Raw genomic sequence first — 18,597 nt, 5'->3', positions numbered from 1 at the left:
CACGTACGATCGTCCTGAGAAGACTCTACCCACGGCCTATGATACGCTCTTGAGTATGAACGAAAAAACTCCGTCAAATCATTGGCTTGGTGAGTTCGTCAGGCTGCTGCTGAGTGCAAAGATGCTGGTCATGTTATTGGCTGGATTTTCGTCAGGCCTGCCCCTTCTTCTTACTGGATCGACCCTCAAGTTTTGGTTACGGGAAGAAGGACTCGACCTCAGCACCATTGGGTTTTTCAGTCTGGTTGGCCTGCCTTACACGCTCAAATTTCTCTGGGCTCCTCTCATGGATCGCTGCATCCCTTTCGCCTTCGGCCGACGCCGAGGATGGATGCTCATCACTCAAATCATGCTGCTCCTCGCCATTAGCGCCATCGCCTTCACGAACCCTCACACGGACCTTCCCAGCGTCATCCTCCTGTGCACGCTGATCACGTTTTTCAGCGCCAGCCAAGATATCGTTCTCGACGCCTATCGACGCGAAGCGTTGAGGGATGAAGAGCTCGGTATCGGGTCGTCCGTGTTCATTTATGGGTATCGACTCGGCATGCTAGTTGCCGGCGCCTTAGCCCTGTTCCTCGCCGACGTAACGTTCTTTTCCTGGCAGGACGTCTACCTGATCATGGGATGCGCGATGCTCGTCGGGCTCTTCGCCACCTGGCTCGCCCACGAGCCGGATGCCGGCTCCCCCCCAGCCTCTCTTCAGGAAGCGATCGTGGGGCCGTTTGTGGAATTCTTCTCACGACCCCAAGCACTCCAGATCTTGCTCTTCATCCTGCTCTATAAATTGGGAGATAGTATGGCCTCTGAAATGCTTTCTCCCTTGATGGTTGACTTGGGCGTGTCGAAAACCCAATACGCCATGGTTGTGAAGGTCTTCGGGATGGTGGCGTTAATCGGAGGAGGGTTGTTGGGCGGGTTAGTCGTGTACCGGCTCGGCATCGTTCGCTCATTGTGGATCTTTGGCCTTCTACAAATGCTGTCGACTGCCGGGTTTATCGTACTGGCGGCCATCGGCAACCACCTGACAGTCCTCACGGCCGTCATTGCCTTCGAGACGATCACCAGCGGGCTCGGACAAACCGCCTATGTGGCGTTTATGGCCAGCATCACCAACAAACGGTTCACCGCGACCCAATATGCCCTGCTCACCAGCCTGATGGGCATCCCTCGAGTCATTGCCGGATCGACCACAGGTGTTCTGGTGGAGTGGATCGGGTGGGAAGCGTTTTATACATTCTGCACGCTCATCGCTCTACCGGGACTTTTCCTGATTAGACGCCTCGTTAGCCTCCAGCACGGCGATTCGGCGCCACTCGTCAACCACCAGGCCCCCACCACGAGTCAGACTTCTCTTTCATGACGATTTGGGAAACCAGGGAATCAAGGCATTCGTCGTCCGTTGATAGTCACGATAATCGTCTCCCCGCGTCACGATGGCCCGGGCTTCGGCGTACGGAATGCCACTAACTTTAAGAAGCGCGATCATCATTCCCAATGGACCGATCACGGTCAACCACCCCCAAGGAATGCCGATCGCCATCACCACGTAGGAACTCCAAATGCATCCCTCAAAAAAATAGTTTGGATGACGGCAATAATACCACCATCCTACGCGACAGGTTTTTCCGACGTGCGACGGATTCATCCGGAACCTTCGTAATTGATAATCCGCTGAAGCCTCTCCCGCAATCGCGAAAACCCAACAGAAGATCCCGATAACTTCCCACAGACTGAACGGCGGAAAGGGGTTCACCATCAGAATCAGCAACGGGATCGAGAAGACCGCAAGCGCAACAGCCTGCCCTTGAAAATAGAGGAAGAACCCGGACTGGGCCCAGGCCCCCATCGCTTCTCTGAGAGTTTGATACCGCGCGTCTTCAGCCTTTTTATACAACCGATCCAGGGTCAAATGCGACGCTAAACGAAACCCGTACACGGCCCCCATCATACCCAAGAGTCCCTTTCGGACGGGATCTCCCGGAAGTCCGACAGCATAGACGATACTCAGCACGCCAAACATCACGCAAAAGCCGATGTCCGCCACCACGGCATTACGGTAGAAGTTCTGGATGATCCAGAGCCAGAACATCAAGAAGGCCGCACACAGCCAGACTTGGACGAGCGTATTCACGAATGAGGATAGGACAGTCATATGGCGCGGGGAAAGACGATGGTGCTAGCGGAAAATGTGCAACAGCATCTACCCGAACACTTCATTGCCACACACGGCTTACCCTGCCGTTAAGGAAAGGTGACTCTTGACATGATCCTGTTCGGCCTCGGCATCCAGTGTGACTTCGATCAGGAAGACCCGTTCTTCGGGAATTTTCCCTTGCTGAATGAGATGATCACGAATCATTCGGGCCCGGCGTTGGGCCAACAGCCGAATATCACGTTCGGAAATGTCGATGGCATCCAACAGTCGACGTTTCATCTCCTCCCAAGGTTCGCGTTTGACAGGTTCAGACTGCGTTTCCGCTCCGCGATCGGGCGACTCACGGTCGCTTCCTGGAGAAATCGCTTCTCCGGGCTGGGCTTCTAATTTTTTGGCTTCCGCTTCTCCGAATTTTTTGACGAAGAGCAGACGAATCAATTGACGCTCATCACGAGGTCGGGCCTTGTCCTCGTTGCCTGATGTAGCAGGCGCCCCTGAGGAAGAAGGGGCACTTGCCCTCAATGCCTGAATCTGTTCAGAAAATTTCGATTCAATGAGTGCTTGACGGTCCTGAGTCTGATCGGCTGTGCCCGTCACTTCAAGACGAAGGGCTGGCCGTTCTTCCAATGCTTGTGCTAAGGAGTTCAGCTTGTCTTGCTCACCCTGCTCCAATTGATCAGAACCCAGGGCAAACTCCACAGACTGAAGATCATCTCCCCCGCCTCCCATGATGAGTCCTCCGATTAAATTAAACGGCGAGGTAGCGGCTTTCGTCAGAATGTTCACCAAAGCCTGAAGGACGACCCGACCATAGCTGAAGTCAGGGTCGTTCAGATTGCCACGAACGGGCAGGTCGATATCGATCTTTCCATGACGGTCCTTGAGGAGCGCCAAAGCCAATGGAACGGGCAGGGATGTGGCGTCAGGACTTCCCGTTTTCCCTCCCATCGTGAGTTGATCAATCAGGATTTTGTTTTCCCCCTCCAACACATGCTCGGCAATTTTATACTTGAGGTCGAGAGAGAGCTTGCCTTTCGTAATGGGATGTCCCGCATACTTTCCCGCGTAAGGAGACACCGCCGTGAGGTCCACCCTTTGAAAGTTGAGGGTCAGGTCCGTGTAGGCATCTTGACTGAGGGGATTAATTTTCCCCTTCACCTCAAAGGGCGCATACTGGCCCACTTTGCCCTTGAGATCGACATCAGCCTTTGCGACTTGTGCCGAAGACAGTCCAGAAATCGTTCCCGCCAATTCTTGAATGCCGGTCAGCACATTCGGCTCCAACGACCAATCGGCAAACTGCGCCTCGGCATTGGCGAGCCGGACGCGGTCAATCTTGACGGGGAGCGGATCCGAGGCTGGCTTGGATTCATCGGGCTCTGGCGAATCGGTTGGCGAGGCCTCAGGAGATTCGTGATTGCCGGGAGGCGAAAACACGCGTGACAGATTCATGGTTCCATCCGTGCCGATCGTCGCTTTGATGAACGGTCGTGTCAGCTCAATCTCTCCAATCGACACCGCTGTCGGCTCGACATCGAGATTGAGATCATGAACGGCCAATGACTGAAGCGTGAGAAACTCTTCTGCGAGCTCACGATCCTTCGCGATGAGGCCATTCAGCGCAATCCCACCTTCGTAGTGAACAAGAGGAGTTTTTTCCGGAGCACTGTTGTACTGCATTTTGCCGTCGATATCGACTGCGCCATCGGCCAGTTCAAATTGCACATGTTGAGAGAAGTAGGGATAGAAGGGAGCCACGGCTAATCCTGAGAGCTTTAACATGAGATCGACGGCGACAGGATCGACATCTACCGAACCGTTCGCTTCAATCCTTCCGGTTTCGTTCAAGGTGAGCACCAAAGCCAGGTCGAATGGCTTATCAAACGTAGTGGAGAGCCTTTTCACTTGCAGGTCAAGTCCTGCAAGGTCGAGCTTCACAGGCGGCTCAACCGTGCGGTCCTCGAATCCGACGGTGTAATTCTGGAGCGCGAAGTCTTTCACTTCAACGACCCAGGGCCGGTCAGATCCAGAAGACTTCTTCTTGGGCTCTTCGGAATCCGCCGGGGTGACATCAGAGTCAGCATCACGTTCGGTCGCATCGATAGGAGAAAACAGCTCCTGGTAATTCACCTGACCCGTATCATTCAGCCAAGTCACCAGCCTGGCATCTTTCGAACGGACAAACGGGATGGTCACACGTTGATCTGTCAGATCAACCATGACCTCGTTGACGTCCAATGAAGGGATGTCGAGCACGGTCTCCGTGTTGCCTTTGGCCGCCATTCGTAATTTGCCGATATGAATGTCGCCTTCCGACAACGTCGTCTTGACAATGTCTTCTCGTGACGTCACCTCATATTTCGTACTGATGTTCAAGACCCCATCGTGAATCTCAAAGCGCAACTGATCCTGAAGGTATTGCCACGGAGTCTGAAGCTGTAGCCCGGTTAATGAAACCTTTCCTGACGAACTCAAGGGGTCCAAAACAAGCGTTCCTTCCCACTGCAGCTCCTCACCCTCTCCAAACTCAGCCGTGACGGCATAGGGATTCTCGGAATCGGCTCGCGTGGTGAAATGATTCAGGGAGATTTCTATAGGAACGATATCGACCGAAAAGGGTGTTTGTCGTGAATCGTCATGGAACTCCACCATCCCCTGCTCGATCGCCAGACGGTCTATTTCGACGGCGGGTAACGCTCCATCTTCACCATTCGATGGTGACTCCGCTTCTTCTTCCTGTGATGGCATGGCCTGGTCAGAAGACGTCTTCGGACCAAGGTCTGAGACATTCAACGTGCCATCGGGCCGCACCCTGATCAGCCCATATGGCAAGACCAGTTGAATGGTTTCAAACGCATACACCTGCCGAAAGAGCGACGAGATCTGGAAATTCACGAACAGTCTTTGGAACCCGAACAAGGGACTCTGATCCGACTCTTGAACCTCAAATCCTTGAACATCCAACGAAAGCGTGAAGGGATTAAAGGCAATGTCTTCGACCAACACAGTTCTGCCCAACTGCTCGGAGAGGAGTTCAGGGAGCTTGGATTCGGCCACCCACGGAATCACGACAAATCCCAAGACAGCGTACAACAGCACCAATGACACAAGAACCAGGATCAGCCGTCGTATATTGCGGAAGATGCCCATTCCAAACATGCCTAAACTGTTCGACGATCTACTGAAGAATAGCGATCAACAGTGTTTCCAGCAGAACCATTACTATACCCTCTTGTCTTGAGTGAGACCAGCGAAAACTTTTGGCCCTGGAGGCTGAATGTGCCAGGTATCATGACGTTAATGACTGAACTGTTCACCGGCCGGCCATGGCCATGCATGAATGGGACGTTCATGCATCTCCGGATTTTTTCACCCTGTTCGCGCCGCCCGCAACCCGATTTTCAGACTGAAACGAAGGCCGATCCTTTTAAAATTGTATGGCCCATGGACCGGTCATGTGCAAACTCGATGAAAATACGGTATACTGAAAAGAAGTAAACATACTCAACCGCCCTTATGGCTTAAAGAGTGCACACCCCCTCAAGTACCCCGATTGCAAATAAGCCTTCTCTATTACTCAAAAGTGCAAATATGTTTCACCCATCTCGTGAGGTGAGTCATGAACCATGTCACGCGACAACATTCATCATCACCCCCCCGAGTCAGCATTCTTCAAGTCACAGGCATTATAGGACTCGTCATCCTGGTGACGATCGGAATGACGGCCTGGTGGATGAACAAAAACATCTATGCCGCGCCCTTCACTCCCACAGAATTAACGACACCCGAGCAGCACATTCTCGAGGCCAAAATGTCAAAGTTGACGGGACCAAACAGGCCTTCTCTCTCAAAAAACGAACCCGAAACGACCACTCCAATTCCTGCACGGTTAGAGCCTGAAGCCTACACGGAACATGACGAAAACCGAGAAATTTCTTTGTCGGAAAAAGAATTGAATGCCCTTATCGCCAAAGACCCTGAGACCGCCAAATATGTGGCCGTTGATTTAGACGACGATCTCGTCAGCGTCAAATTGCTCGTGCCTATGGATCAGGAGGTCCCGCTGCTCGGCGGCAAAACATTACACCTCAACTTAGGAGTCGTCCTTAAGTATGTGAACAATAAACCAGTCGTGGCCATCAAAGGCTTGAGTCTGGGGGGAGTTCCCCTTCCGCAATCCTGGTGGGGTGAGATCAAGAACGTGAATTTAGTCGAACACTTTGGTGCAGAAGGGGGATTTTGGGATCAATTCTCCAAGGGAGTCGAAAACATCAGTATTCAGGAAGGACGATTCCGCGTGAAGTTAAAGGAATAACCCGGTTGTGATCGTCAATACTCATCATCATCATCTTCTTCTCACTGAAAAAATGAATCGCACTCGCAACATGGTTGTAAGGCGGGCTCTAATCGAGGAGATACGAGTAAACATTTCACCATGCATGCAGCCGGATAAAGAAAGGAACCCATGACGACGCTTAGCGTTGAAGACCAAGAAGCGCTTGAACGAGCATATCTGCTCTTGGAAAGTCCAAGTTTTGCAGCCAAAGTAACGAATCTAATCGGTACACCCGTCGAAAAAGCCCTCGCCGTTCTTCCGGACAATTGGTCCGAAAAGTTGATGACCTCTACTAAAGGGGCCCTGTCCCGTGCACTAGACGTCGCTGTCGCCACCCTGAACTATCAGCATGCGGGAGAGGCATCGAACACAGCCCACAAAGTTTTCACGTCGATCAGCGGCGCGTTAGGCGGGGCATTCGGACTGGGAGGCCTGGCGGTCGAACTGCCCATCTCGACCACCATCATGCTTCGGTCTATCGCGGATATTGCACGGAGCGAAGGGGAAAACATTCTTGATGTCGAGACCAAGCTGTCTTGCCTCGAGGTCTTCGCACTTGGAGGACCGACTCAAAACGATGACGGCTCCGAGACAGGCTACTTTGCCGTTCGAACCGCACTCGGGGCGGCGGTCACGGAAGCTGCCAAATACATCACCGAACGTGGCATGGCGGAAACCGGAGCTCCCGGCCTGGTTCGTCTCGTCACGCAAATCGCCACCCGCTACAGTATCCAAGTTTCCGAAAAGGCGGCTGCTCAAGCCATTCCGATCATCGGAGCGGCGGGAGGAGCGACGATTAACCTACTCTTCATCAACCATTTTCAAGACATCGCACGCGGTCACTTTACCGTGCGGCGCCTGGAACGGACCTATGGTACCGAACAGATCAAAACTGCCTATGAAGCCCTTAGGGATCCCAATCATCGGGAAACTCCCAACCAGACAGAATCACAAGCTAAAACTTCCGGCTAAATCCGACGTTCTGCGACAACAGCGACTCATAAACTAGCGACCGAGGATTTTCTCCCTCAACCAGCTCCTACCTGCACAGTCACGAGTCGACTTCATCGGCACACAAGGCACTTGCTTTAATCAAGTCCAGCAAGAGATCACTATAGCGAATCCACATACGTGCCAATCGATACAGACGACACACCCCGCGCGGTACGACGTTGAACCAGACGGAAATTATTTGAAACGGCTATAGGCCCCAAAAGCCAAATCCCACGGATCTTGACCTAAAACCCAGAGATAGAAGAAGGTACCGAGCCACCCATGGTACAAACCCAAAGGCCAAAGATTTCGGTGCCGGAGATAACAAGGAATGAAGACCAGGCCCAAGACCCAAGTCGCCAGCATCAACCATCCCTGTGGGTAATGAACGAGGGAGAACAGACAGGCTCCAAGCAGCACCACTGAGCGCACTCCGACATTGGGGAAAAGCTTCTGAATATTCAAAACCCCCAAGGCCTGAACCAAAAATTGCTGCAGCACGCCCCAGATCGGATACAACAGGCATAATGGAATGAGGTGCTCATTCCACAAGTCATGGCCGGAGAACCAGCCCCAGACCGCCATGCCTCCCATTGATAAAACAAAGGCAATACTGGGAATGAAAAATGACGCCTTCAGATTATCGGATCGGAATCCCCAGTGTCTCCAGAGTCCTGGGGCCTGCCTCACTCGCCACCCGATATAACTCACCCAGCTCACGCTGGCCAATGCGATAAATGCCCCCTTGCTCTCAGGGCCTTGAAACACAACATGCAAAAGCCCCGTCAGGACGACCGCTCCTAACTCAACTCCCGGAGACACGTACTCGCTTGCGTCCTGCGAACTCTCACCGGAAAATCGCATCACGATTATTATAACGAATTCACATACGTTCCAGTCGATACATGCGACAACTCCCGCGCGGTACGACGTCATCACAAGCGGAAGGTGATACCCACCTGGATACCCTGACACACGTTGATGTTTCTCTCACGTCTTGAAGAACCAAAGCGTACAGGAGGTTGCTGTATCGTTTCGGTAGTACTGAAATGGCTATACCGCCGCTAGTGGGAACAGTAAAATATCTTACTAACAGCGGAAGTGCCCTCCTAGAAGAATAGAATCGGTCAACTGCTGCACTGCTTCTTTTTACATTTCAACGAACCGCGACAATCAGAATCCTTCTGGCACGACTCACCCAGGTCTTGGTTTGTCTCTTGGCAAAAATTCTTGCCGACGCGATTGACACATCGAATATCGGTAATCCCAACATAAAAGCTCCTGCAATGATCATCCGTTTTACACACACAGCTTTTCTTCTGACAGACGCCGATGTGACAATCACTGTTCTTTTTACAAAAATCCCCGGGGCCCGTACCTTTGGCAAGGCAGTAATTTTTCCCCAATCGTTTTTTACAGCGGGCCGCGCTTCCGCAGTCTCCATCTTTCGCGCATACGCATTCTCGGACGCTCCCCGTTCCCTGACATTTCTTCGAACGGCAGTCTTCATTCTTCTGACACGTCGCTCCGATCGGACCACCACTTGCTTGAGTGACGGACGGGCTCGTGCCAGGATTATTGTCGCAGTACGATCGAAATTCATTGCCTAGCCGATACACCAAATCGGCATCGCCCGAGGCCACTGAACCGTACAGATCGGCATGATTATGTCGAGCATGGATGGGAATTCCAGCGGAATGTCCTAATTCATGCATGGTCAGCGCAGCAACCCGGCAAAGACTGGCGGTCGTCAGATCAAACTCTTTCGTGCAATATCTCAAGACTTTTCCCACATTTTGAAAGGCGGCAAACCCCTTTTTAGCGCAATAGTCATCGGCGTTCGAACACTTCAGCGTCGTCTTCGGCCAATTCTTCTTTAACTTGTCCTTATATTTGGTTGGCAAAAATCCTGCTTTCGTCGCGAGAAAGTTATTCAGATGATCGGAAATGTACTCGTTCGCGTTTTGCAGCGCCGCTTCTTGGTTTGCAGAACAATTGGTGATTTTATCGGCGGCAAAACCGTGGCTATGCCACGAGAGAACACATAATAGGACCATAGATATCGTCAACCATGTTCTCAATTCCATCTTCAACTCCATTTCTGGGTTTATCGTTTCACTGCGAGCGGCCATGTCTGATATTCACGAGAGACTGAAGCTAGGGCCACGTTACCCCTACTTTTCATGTTCGACCTCAACATGTTCTACGCCTTGGCTGTCATCGATAAACATCCGGATGATGTCTTCGAAATCTTCCATCGGTTGACTTCCCATCAATGACACGCCATTGATCAGGAAAGCCGGCGTTCCATCAAAACCAAAACGAGCCACTTCGTCTCGGTCAAGGCTCAGACGTTGTTCAACCATGTCTCCGTTCAGGTCTCGGACTACCTGTTCCTGATTAACCTGTAATGTCGCCAGGATGGCTTTCAAGACCGCCTCCCCATCTGCGAGCAGGTCCTGTTGATCGAAGACAAGATCATGAAAACGCCAAGCCTCATCTGTGTCTTGCAAGGCAATGGCCTCAAAGTATCGTGCGGCAGGCTCAGCCATGGGATGAAAGTTCAATGCGTTGTGTTTATACACGAATCGAACCTCATCTCCGTATTGTTCCAGGACTTGTTTCACGGTGGAGGATGCCGAGCGGCAGAAGGGACATTCGAAGTCGCTATACTCTACGATCGTGATCGAAGCCTCCGGGTTTCCACGGATCGGGCGGTTCAGGTCAACGGCGGGAATCTTCGGGTGTTTGAGCTCATCCAGCCGTCTCTCCTGTTCGACCTGAAAAGTTTTGGCGATTGAAGCCCGCTCAACAAGATCAGCCAACGCCACCGGATCTTTCTCTAAGGCGTCAAGGATCAGTTCGGGATGTTCCCGAAGCACGGATCTCACGGCTGCGATCAGGCTGGACCTCGAGGAACCCTCTGCCAGAAACGATTCCGGAGACTGGGCTTTAACAACAGAAATACCCGCGGAGGGAATACACAGCAGCGCCGCAACAATGTAATGCAATACACGAGTCATCATACAAACGCTCCTTTTTCAGAGACTGACTCGAACCGTATAGATCATTCGAGAGAGGAAGGGACTGTATCATATCCGGAAATGGTGCCGTAGAAAAATACACGAACGAGAAAGCTCAGTGAAAAAGGCAACAAGCGCATTTCCATATCTTGTTTGAGCATGGCACGGGAAAATGTGTCGTCGACCGACGACACCGTCCACGTTTCGCGCCCGAGCGAAACGTGGACTCCGCCGAACAGGAATCTATTTCTCCGTCATACACACATCATCGATAAACAATTGGGTGGAGGCCCCGAACGAAAACTGCTTGATGCCTTTCTGAGGCAAGGGAAGCGGTGAAGCTGAGGTTAAAGTGACCGTCCCGCGAACCCAATAACTATCGCCACCATCAGGTGTCGCTTGAACGGATATACGAACCTTTCCTCCCTTATCAGCCTTACCCAACACCTTGCCATCGGCCCGGTCAAGAGACCCATTCAATGAGAGGCTCTGCCCGTTAACGCCAATATTGACGATGCGCTTCGAAGGATCGCTCCCAAGGTTTTGAGCAAACTTCAGTGTCATCGTCTTCACCAGCTTATTGGGAATCACTTGCGCCACGATGGAACTCATTCGCAATGAAGGAGCCCCTCCCTGAGGAAGATTACCCGCATGGATCTCCGCGACCGCCGAGTCATTGCTCGCTGGCCCATCCCGGTTCACTAATGGTCGTACATTAATGACTGAGTGTCTGAGGTTAAGCGTATCGCCTATGTGGTATTCCGTACCGACGGGAGGCTGGCTAAAGTCATAGCATTTCGTCCCAGCCTGCACGACGGACGCGCTGAGCAGACAAGCGGCCAGCCCCAGAACACTGATGTTTCGACTGAAAATAGTTGATGGTCTGTGATGAAGTATACTCATGGTTACCTCCCTGTATCCCCTGTCCGGTAATGTTGTGTCATCCGAATTGGACAAGGGAAAGTATCGGATGACACGTTCATGAGGGCTTCCACCCCACACTCACCATGGCATCAACGCCTGGTGATGGTTAGTCATCAAACTCAAACGTGTACTTCTTGTCGACCGCCGTCCCTAAGGGCCCTTTGGTTTTATACAGCGTGCTCTTCCCCTGTTCGTATTTCACCCGTAAATGATGCGGCATCATGCAAGACGCATTCGTCTCGATCGCCTTCGAGACCTTCTTGCCAGACTTCACCGTGAAGTCCTCGCCATACACTGACTTCCACTTACCCGTCGACGTCTTGGACTCAATGTTCAGTACCGTGATGGATTTGCTCAAATCATTGTCGAATTGAAGAGTCAGACCACAACCCGCCAAGGCGTGTCCTCCCGCTACCATGCTCCCAATCATTACGGATGCACAGAGACCGGAAAGCTGCAAGGCCTTCCCTGCATTCCATGTGAACCAACGACGACGTTCTCGCGTCCGAAATCGATTGCACGTATTCATGACGTATCCTCCTTGCATATTTCGCATGAGTGAAACTCTCTCCATGGTGAATTCCATCAAGCTGTTTAATTCTTGATGTTAATCTGGACGGTTTGGCCATTTTTGATCTTGACGGCATCGCGACGCATCCATTTGGCATGAGACCCGTCGAGATATCGAATTCGAAAGTCAACCTTTCCAGTCCAACAAGGCAGCTGCAATTCAACAGCCTGTTTGGTATGTGATGCCGATCCCGAATCTTTCGGGTCTAAAACGGTATCAACCATTCCTTGAAGGGGAGCCCAAATATTCAAGCCGGTTTTACTCGCCCCGCTGTGAGCAGCCCCATACACGGTGATCGAATTCTTCGTGTGATTATTCACGCGCACATTCAGATCGCATCCCACTCCAGCGCTCGCTTGGCCAGATAAAGCCAGCGTGGCACACAGCGAAAGACCCAAAAGGCCTATCATTCTCCACCTTCGCGCTGATTCATCTAGAAAAGAAGGCCTCAAAATTTTTGTCTGAGATTGTTGTTGAATTGAAATACCCATGATAGATCTCCTTCCTCTGTCCACAATGTCGCTTCATGATGCATGGGACAGAAAAACACGCATCAGAATCATGACTTCAATTGTGAGTGATGTTCCTTTTGAGATGTATGTCTAGATGAACGCTTAAATGGTTCACCCGTATCTTCCCTTCAACACTCCCGCTCACATCTATGCTCTTCATGTTCATACACCATTGCGAACCGGAGACTTGGCTCCACGCTTGGTGAATCGGGTTTCCGTATCCGTCAGGCAGAATTTTTCTGTGAAGTAATGAATGACCCGATCCATGTTCGTTCCATTCCGACAGGTATAGATGCTCGCGTTCAAAAACCGGCGATGAGGGAACGTATGAAGACTGATATGACTGTCCGCGATCAACACATACCCACTCCATCCGCCTGGATCGTTGAGATCATCGGGCTGAGCCCACTGTACGGCAGGAGGCATCAAGGGGTGCATGTAGAGCAAGAGAGGTAGTTCGCGAAGGCAATGCTCCACGAGATCCCGGTCATTTAAAAACATGAACTCACCGCCATATCCGTCAATCGTGAGATGTTCTCCAAACGTACACATGTCCATGTGATCGAGTTCCTTTCCTAAACCAAATTACTCCAAAGACCGACATCCATCCTGTGCCTCTTGGATAATTTTGAGATGAGCATGAAGTTCAGACCGTCTGTCGTCATCACGAAAAGTATGGTTCATCAATGCATACAAATGGTTCCAAGAAACCAGGCCTCACATCGTCACCTCTTATGCTATGGCCATTCCCATTAACCTCCGAATGTGTGAAGTCGTGTTTTACGCTGTGTAAGTTGCCTTGAATCGGGTGGAAGTTGGTTCGCTATTGTGATTGAAATTGGCTTTCGTGAATTCCCTTGTCACTAGGAAATAGCAACATGAATGCCGTCGCCTATGGCGTAAAACACCAAGTCGGAAGTGGAGGAGAACTAGTGGATTCTAATAAGGATTTTCACAAAACGAGTTGAGTGAAAAGGAAGGGCAAGGGAGCGGTTGTCCTAAATCATCACACGTTAAACATTGAAAGCATGACCTAAATTGAGACAGCAACTTTTATTCTGCCGGCAGGAAACAATCGAGCATTACTCCACTTTCGATCTTTAAACGAACTGCGAATTCGATCGGTGAATTGCGAGGAAGCCAAGGAGGTTACGACGGACCAGCGGATGAAATTCCAAGTCGCTTGATGAGTCGGACGAGGTACGATCGATGGATGTGTAAGATTTCAGCAGCCTTACTTTGATTCCAACCCGTTTTGGTCAGCGCTTGAATGAGTAAAAACCGACTGTGCCGATCAAGGGACTCTTTCAGCGGAGGAATGTTCCCATCCTGAACGGTCCGGAGTTCTTTCACTTGATGAGCCTTATTCTCCAACCGCAAGTTTTCTTCGGTAATGTTTTCATCAGCACTCAAGATCACGGCCCGTGCGAGCACACTTTCCAGTTCCCGAATATTGCCGGGCCAATGGTAATGCATCATGGCCTCAAGGGCGCAGGACGTGAGCGTTTTGCTCGGTTGTCTCGTGTGCCGGCAATGTCGTACCACAAAATATTGAGCGAGGTCCGGGATGTCCTCCATCCGCTCTCGCAGTGGCGGGAGCGTAATCGGAAGTATATTCAGGCGGAAAAACAGATCTTCACGAAATGTTCCATGGGCGATCCCTTGTTGCAAATCTTTGTTGGTTGCGGCAATAAACCGGACATTGACCTTGATGGACTTCGTCCCGCCAACCCGATGAAACTCGTGGTCTTGTAGCAATCGCAAGAGACGACCTTGAAGATGGATCGGCATGTCTCCAATTTCGTCCAGAAAGACGGTGCCGCCATCGGCCGCCTCAATCTTCCCTGCTTTCATTTCATTCGCCCCGGTAAACGCCCCTTTTTCGTGACCAAACAACTCATTCTCCAACAGGGTCTCCGGAAACGCGGAACAATTCACCGCCATAAATGGGCCATGGCTCTGTACGCTCCAACGGTGGATCGTGCGAGCCAGGATATCTTTACCAGTACCCGTCTCCCCTAACAACAAGACCGTTTCTCGTGACCGTGCGACTTGTTCCGCCATTCTCAACACAGCGGTCATTTTCTGACTCTTCCCCACGATATTGGCATAGCGGTGATTGATTTCCTGACGAAGGTATTTCACCTCTTTGCTCAACGCTTCTCGTTCGAGGACCCGTTGCATCACTAACTCCAGGTGATCAAAGTCAAATGGTTTCGTCAAAAAATCATAGGCCCCGCATTTCATGGCTTCTACCGCATTGTCGATCGATCCATGTGCCGTCATCACGATGATGAAAGGGGGAACCAGCTGGTAGCCAGCCGAGGAGCCCAAAGGCGAGGCGCCCGGCAGCTTGACACGATCGCGGAGCCGTCGAAGAACATCGATCCCAGAGTAGGTAGGCAATTCCAGGTCCAGTAACACAACCTCCGGTGATTCCTCTTGAATCTTTTCAAGAGCCCGTGCGCCATCAAAGACGGAAATTGAATCGTACCCCAACAGTTCTAACCGCTGTTGCAGTAAGATATTCGCATCTTCATCGTCGTCTACGACAAGAACCTTCGCCTTCATCACATTTCCTTCATCACGAACCTTCGTGGTGACTTGAGATTGTGCGCTACGCTTGACCTACCTACCAAGTAAAGATGTTGGCATGATTGTAACAATGACACGTCCGTTTTGGCTTTACACAAATCGGGACATGTTCATATCCCATTCAGCGGTCAATTTTGGATGAAGAATGTAAGAGACAAGTCGCGAGGAAGTTCTGAACAGGCCACGATGAAATACCTAGGCATTATATCTTGAAATGGTTTACTTGACTCCCCCTATTGTCTTTACTAGACTATCTCGTTTGTGTTGAAAAAAATGAGTGGATAGGATCGTAATGTTATGTTTGGTTCCTTAACTGAAAAAATCGATAGCGTTTTCAAACAGTTGCGTGGCCAAGCTGTTCTCTCTGAACAGAATATCACCGATGCGCTGAAAGAGGTTCGCCTCGCCCTCCTGGAAGCCGATGTCAACTTCAAAATCGTTAAACAGTTCATCGAGAACATTAGAGAGAAAGCCGTAGGTCAGGAAGTCTTCAAGGGTCTCGACCCTGCTCAACAGGTGGTCAAGATCGTATGGGAAGAGCTACGGGACCTACTGGGCAAAGACCAAGCAGAACTGCATCTTTCATCCACCCCGCCAACCATTATTATGATGGTCGGACTCCAGGGCTCAGGGAAGACCACCTCAACCGGGAAGCTGGCGAACCATTTTAAGACGCAAGGCAAACGAGTGCTTCTTGTCGCTGCCGATCCCCGCCGTCCCGCAGCCGGAGAACAATTGGCTTCATTAGGGCAAGACCTTGAAATCCAGGTCCATCGTGGAGATCAGGAAGGCCGGCCTGATGCCAACGCCGTCCAGACTTGTCGGGATGGTGTCGCTCGAGCCAAAGAACATGGGTACGAAGTCGTCATTTTAGATACTGGCGGCCGACTGCATATCGATGATGAACTGATGCAGGAGCTCGTGGATATCAAACAGGCGGTCGCTCCTCAGGAGACACTCCTGGTCGCTGATTCCATGACCGGACAGGAAGCCGTCGCCGTCGCCGAACGATTTGACCAAGTGATTGGCTTGAATGGCGTCATCCTGACAAAAGTCGAGGGTGATGCACGTGGTGGCGCGGTCCTCTCCATCCGATCCGCGACGGGGAAACCGATCAAGTTCCTGGGAGTCGGTGAAAAACTTGATGCGTTGGAGCCATTTTATCCCGACCGGATGGCATCCAGAATATTGGGCATGGGCGATGTCCTCACCTTGATCGAAAAAGCTCAGGAAAATTTTTCCAAAGAGCAGGCGGAAACGCTTCAACGCAAGGTCACGAGCAACACGCTCACACTGGAAGACTTTCGCGACCAGATCCAGCAGGTCAATAAAATGGGGTCGTTTGATCAGATTCTCGACATGTTGCCGGGTGGTCAAAAGATTAAGTCCATGGTGGCGGAACAAACCCAGGGAGGACTGCCTGAAAAGGAAATTAAACGCGTCGTCGCGATTATCGACTCCATGACCCCCAAAGAGCGTCGCGACCATACCATCATCAACGGTAACCGGAAAAAACGAATTTCCCGGGGCAGTGGCACTACGGTTCAGGAAGTCAATCGTCTCATCAAACAATTCTTGGAAGCTCGCAGAATGATGAAAACCCTCGCGGGCGGACGGATGGGTATGGGGAAATTCGGAAAAGGCAAGAAACGCAAGAAGCTCGTAAGAATCCTGCAGAACTGAGAAAAGCCCGTCGAGGAAATCGTCAAGGCTTGGCGCACGAATTAGAGAATTTACGAGAATCGTTCATGTGATAGAGTAGCTATTGTTCATTTAACAAGGAGTGTACCCAGTGGCAGTTCATTTACGGTTAACGCGCGTCGGACGGCATAAACACCCTATTTATCGGGTTGTTGCGGCTGATTCCCGCATGCGACGAGATGGTCGGTTTTTGGAAGTGGTGGGAACCTATAATCCTTTGAAGGAATCTGAGAAGGCGACATTCAAAGAGGATCGGGTTCTGGACTGGTTAAAAAAAGGCGCACAGCCATCTGACCCGGTTCGCGCGCTTTTACGTAAAACGGGAGTCATGAAAGCCCTAGCTGAATCTAAGAAAAACGCGACTCAGACCTCATAGTGATTCTGGGCCCGTCACACAATTCACGGTAAATGGTTTGCCAAGGTTTCTTCCACATCTAGGCCAGTAGTTTGATCCATGCCTATTTCTGCCAAGACCGACTCGGTCACGATTGGACGTGTTCTCAGGCCATTCGGCGTGAACGGCGAGGTCCGGGTGGAATCACTCTCAGACATCCCTAACCGCTTTGCAGATCTTCCAATTGTCATGCTGCTCACACTCGGTGGGGAAGTAATCACGACGTCGGTGACCCAAGCCCGACCGTCTGGAAAGACCTATCTCATCAAATTCAAAGCCATCACCTCGCCAGAAGAAGCGGCCAAATTTCGAGGGGCACTCATTCAGGTGTCTCACGATCACGCTCGATCTTCCAAGGCCAACGAATATTATCATTATGAACTGATTGATTTAGCCGTCCTGGATGAATGTCAACGAATGTTAGGGCAAGTGAAAGAAATCTTAGATCTTCCTCAACATTCGGTGTTGGTCGTGCAACAATCAGATGGGCGGGAATTCCTGATACCCGCCACCAAACACATCGTCAAACGGGTCAATTTAGAGCAACGTAGAATTCTCGTCGCCCCGATGGAACAATGGGATATCTCTTATGCAGTGTGACGTCCTGACCCTATTTCCTGATAGCATCCGCGCCGTGACATCCGAAAGCATCGTCAAGCGTGCCCAGGATAAGGGACTGCTTACACTGACCATCCATAATATTCGCGATTATGCGGATGGACCGCATTACAACGCAGATGATACCCCCTACGGTGGTGGGGAGGGCATGGTCATGAAAGCGGAACCCATTTTTCGGGTGATCGATGCGATTCAATGCACATCCCAACACCTTCGCGTCATTCTTCCGTCACCGCAAGGTATTCCGTTCACCCAGCGTCACGCAGAACGGTTCAGTCGTGAATCTCAGCGGGTTGTCTTTATCTGTGGACACTACGAAGGTATTGATGAACGGGTGCGGACGAAATTATCGGCCGAGGAGATTTCGATCGGTGATTATGTCTTAACCGGTGGTGAATTGGCGGCCATGGTGATGATCGATGCTTCCGTTCGCCTCATCCCGGGTGTGCTGGGAGACCCTGATTCTGCCATACATGACTCTTTTACTGAATCTTTGTTAGATTACCCGCATTACACCAGACCCCATGAAATTCGCGGCTTGGCCATTCCAGAAGTGCTCTCATCCGGAAACCATGAAGCCGTGAGACGTTGGCGCCGCAAGGAAGCGTTGCGAAATACTCTTGTGAAACGTCCTGACTTACTCAACCAACAATCGTTCATCGAGGAGGATCAGCGATTACTCGATGAGATAGTCGCCGAAAAGCCAAGCATCACCGACACTTACACATCTTAATCAAAGAGTCTGATATGTCCGTAAGAAGTCAGAGTCAAG

17 protein-coding genes are annotated in these 18,597 nt (G+C 51.1%); 7 read left to right on the top strand and 10 right to left on the bottom strand.

All coding sequences use genetic code 11. The features are described from left to right. Window positions 1-55: 55 nt before the first annotated feature. Window positions 56-1,363, top strand: a complete 1,308-nt coding sequence (locus MRJ96_09620) for an AmpG family muropeptide MFS transporter (GenBank protein MDR4501693.1) — start codon at window positions 56-58, stop codon at window positions 1,361-1,363. On the opposite strand, the gene MRJ96_09615 is transcribed toward MRJ96_09620, so the two are convergent. Together MRJ96_09615 and MRJ96_09610 are read right to left on the bottom strand one after the other, a co-directional pair. Next, window positions 1,358-2,155, bottom strand: coding sequence for a DUF1295 domain-containing protein (locus MRJ96_09615; GenBank protein MDR4501692.1), 798 nt, complete (start codon window positions 2,153-2,155; stop codon window positions 1,358-1,360). The two genes, MRJ96_09620 and MRJ96_09615, sit on opposite strands and share 6 nt — an antisense overlap. Before the next feature lie 78 nt (window positions 2,156-2,233). Continuing rightward, window positions 2,234-5,317, bottom strand: a complete 3,084-nt coding sequence (locus tag MRJ96_09610) for a DUF748 domain-containing protein (GenBank protein ID MDR4501691.1) — start codon at window positions 5,315-5,317, stop codon at window positions 2,234-2,236. Window positions 5,318-5,777: 460 nt separating this feature from the next. Between MRJ96_09610 and MRJ96_09605 the strand changes: the two genes are divergently transcribed. Beyond that, on the top strand, window positions 5,778-6,473 hold the full coding sequence (locus MRJ96_09605) for a hypothetical protein (protein ID MDR4501690.1): 696 nt from the start codon (window positions 5,778-5,780) through the stop codon (window positions 6,471-6,473). A 150-nt stretch (window positions 6,474-6,623) separates the two neighbouring features. Next, the gene (locus MRJ96_09600; protein MDR4501689.1) at window positions 6,624-7,466 is read left to right on the top strand and encodes an EcsC family protein; all 843 of its coding nucleotides are present in this window, start codon (window positions 6,624-6,626) and stop codon (window positions 7,464-7,466) included. Between the two features lie 216 nt (window positions 7,467-7,682). Here MRJ96_09600 and MRJ96_09595 read toward each other — a convergent pair whose 3' ends face one another. The 8 genes from MRJ96_09595 to MRJ96_09560 all read right to left on the bottom strand — a co-directional run bounded on the left by MRJ96_09595 (window position 7,683) and on the right by MRJ96_09560 (window position 15,088). Further along, on the bottom strand, window positions 7,683-8,462 hold the full coding sequence (locus MRJ96_09595) for a CPBP family intramembrane metalloprotease (protein MDR4501688.1): 780 nt from the start codon (window positions 8,460-8,462) through the stop codon (window positions 7,683-7,685). Window positions 8,463-8,614: 152 nt separating this feature from the next. Then, window positions 8,615-9,574 carry a hypothetical protein gene (locus tag MRJ96_09590; GenBank protein ID MDR4501687.1) on the bottom strand — a complete coding sequence of 320 codons (960 nt, stop codon included), beginning with the start codon at window positions 9,572-9,574 and terminating at the stop codon, window positions 8,615-8,617. An 87-nt stretch (window positions 9,575-9,661) separates the two neighbouring features. After that, window positions 9,662-10,513: a thioredoxin domain-containing protein gene (locus tag MRJ96_09585; protein MDR4501686.1), complete on the bottom strand. Its 852-nt coding sequence runs from the start codon at window positions 10,511-10,513 to the stop codon at window positions 9,662-9,664. A 240-nt stretch (window positions 10,514-10,753) separates the two neighbouring features. After that, window positions 10,754-11,413 carry a hypothetical protein gene (locus MRJ96_09580; GenBank protein MDR4501685.1) on the bottom strand — a complete coding sequence of 220 codons (660 nt, stop codon included), beginning with the start codon at window positions 11,411-11,413 and terminating at the stop codon, window positions 10,754-10,756. Window positions 11,414-11,540: 127 nt separating this feature from the next. Next, the gene (locus tag MRJ96_09575; protein MDR4501684.1) at window positions 11,541-11,963 is read right to left on the bottom strand and encodes a hypothetical protein; all 423 of its coding nucleotides are present in this window, start codon (window positions 11,961-11,963) and stop codon (window positions 11,541-11,543) included. Window positions 11,964-12,028: 65 nt separating this feature from the next. Then, window positions 12,029-12,496 carry a hypothetical protein gene (locus tag MRJ96_09570; protein ID MDR4501683.1) on the bottom strand — a complete coding sequence of 156 codons (468 nt, stop codon included), beginning with the start codon at window positions 12,494-12,496 and terminating at the stop codon, window positions 12,029-12,031. Between the two features lie 183 nt (window positions 12,497-12,679). Next, window positions 12,680-13,075, bottom strand: a complete 396-nt coding sequence (locus tag MRJ96_09565; protein ID MDR4501682.1) for an S-adenosylmethionine decarboxylase — start codon at window positions 13,073-13,075, stop codon at window positions 12,680-12,682. Window positions 13,076-13,666: 591 nt separating this feature from the next. Then, window positions 13,667-15,088 carry a sigma-54 dependent transcriptional regulator gene (locus MRJ96_09560; GenBank protein ID MDR4501681.1) on the bottom strand — a complete coding sequence of 474 codons (1,422 nt, stop codon included), beginning with the start codon at window positions 15,086-15,088 and terminating at the stop codon, window positions 13,667-13,669. A 321-nt stretch (window positions 15,089-15,409) separates the two neighbouring features. On the opposite strand from MRJ96_09560, the gene ffh reads away from it, so the two are divergent. The 4 genes from ffh (at window position 15,410) to trmD (ending at window position 18,558) form a co-directional block, all read left to right on the top strand. Next, window positions 15,410-16,795: a signal recognition particle protein gene (gene ffh, locus MRJ96_09555; protein ID MDR4501680.1), complete on the top strand. Its 1,386-nt coding sequence runs from the start codon at window positions 15,410-15,412 to the stop codon at window positions 16,793-16,795. Window positions 16,796-16,904: 109 nt separating this feature from the next. Next, complete coding sequence (gene rpsP / locus MRJ96_09550) at window positions 16,905-17,189, top strand: 30S ribosomal protein S16 (protein MDR4501679.1); 285 nt, start codon at window positions 16,905-16,907, stop codon at window positions 17,187-17,189. A 78-nt stretch (window positions 17,190-17,267) separates the two neighbouring features. Continuing rightward, window positions 17,268-17,807 (top strand): ribosome maturation factor RimM, encoded by a 540-nt coding sequence (gene rimM, locus MRJ96_09545; GenBank protein ID MDR4501678.1) that lies wholly within the window; start codon window positions 17,268-17,270, stop codon window positions 17,805-17,807. Beyond that, complete coding sequence (gene trmD / locus MRJ96_09540) at window positions 17,797-18,558, top strand: tRNA (guanosine(37)-N1)-methyltransferase TrmD (protein ID MDR4501677.1); 762 nt, start codon at window positions 17,797-17,799, stop codon at window positions 18,556-18,558. The genes rimM and trmD overlap by 11 nt, the downstream gene beginning before the upstream one ends. The last annotated feature ends 39 nt before the right edge of the window (window positions 18,559-18,597 follow it).

Source organism: Nitrospirales bacterium (assembly GCA_031315865.1).
Taxonomy (GTDB): Bacteria; Nitrospirota; Nitrospiria; order Nitrospirales; family UBA8639; genus JAGQKC01.
Note: the sequence above shows the minus strand (reverse complement) of the source record. Positions and strands in the feature narration are given on the sequence as shown.

Excerpts from the sequence above, each read along its gene's own strand:
- MRJ96_09620 (MDR4501693.1), top strand. The coding sequence starts at position 56 with ATGAACGAAAAAACTCCGTCAAATCATTGGCTTGGTGAGTTCGTCAGG.
- MRJ96_09615 (MDR4501692.1), bottom strand. The coding sequence starts at position 2,155 with ATGACTGTCCTATCCTCATTCGTGAATACGCTCGTCCAAGTCTGGCTG.
- MRJ96_09610 (MDR4501691.1), bottom strand. The coding sequence starts at position 5,317 with ATGTTTGGAATGGGCATCTTCCGCAATATACGACGGCTGATCCTGGTT.
- MRJ96_09605 (MDR4501690.1), top strand. The coding sequence starts at position 5,778 with ATGAACCATGTCACGCGACAACATTCATCATCACCCCCCCGAGTCAGC.
- MRJ96_09600 (MDR4501689.1), top strand. The coding sequence starts at position 6,624 with ATGACGACGCTTAGCGTTGAAGACCAAGAAGCGCTTGAACGAGCATAT.
- MRJ96_09590 (MDR4501687.1), bottom strand. The coding sequence starts at position 9,574 with ATGGAATTGAGAACATGGTTGACGATATCTATGGTCCTATTATGTGTT.
- MRJ96_09585 (MDR4501686.1), bottom strand. The coding sequence starts at position 10,513 with ATGATGACTCGTGTATTGCATTACATTGTTGCGGCGCTGCTGTGTATT.
- MRJ96_09580 (MDR4501685.1), bottom strand. The coding sequence starts at position 11,413 with ATGAGTATACTTCATCACAGACCATCAACTATTTTCAGTCGAAACATC.
- MRJ96_09575 (MDR4501684.1), bottom strand. The coding sequence starts at position 11,963 with ATGAATACGTGCAATCGATTTCGGACGCGAGAACGTCGTCGTTGGTTC.
- MRJ96_09570 (MDR4501683.1), bottom strand. The coding sequence starts at position 12,496 with ATGGGTATTTCAATTCAACAACAATCTCAGACAAAAATTTTGAGGCCT.
- MRJ96_09565 (MDR4501682.1), bottom strand. The coding sequence starts at position 13,075 with ATGGACATGTGTACGTTTGGAGAACATCTCACGATTGACGGATATGGC.
- MRJ96_09560 (MDR4501681.1), bottom strand. The coding sequence starts at position 15,088 with ATGAAGGCGAAGGTTCTTGTCGTAGACGACGATGAAGATGCGAATATC.
- ffh (MDR4501680.1), top strand. The coding sequence starts at position 15,410 with ATGTTTGGTTCCTTAACTGAAAAAATCGATAGCGTTTTCAAACAGTTG.
- rimM (MDR4501678.1), top strand. The coding sequence starts at position 17,268 with ATGCCTATTTCTGCCAAGACCGACTCGGTCACGATTGGACGTGTTCTC.
- trmD (MDR4501677.1), top strand. The coding sequence starts at position 17,797 with ATGCAGTGTGACGTCCTGACCCTATTTCCTGATAGCATCCGCGCCGTG.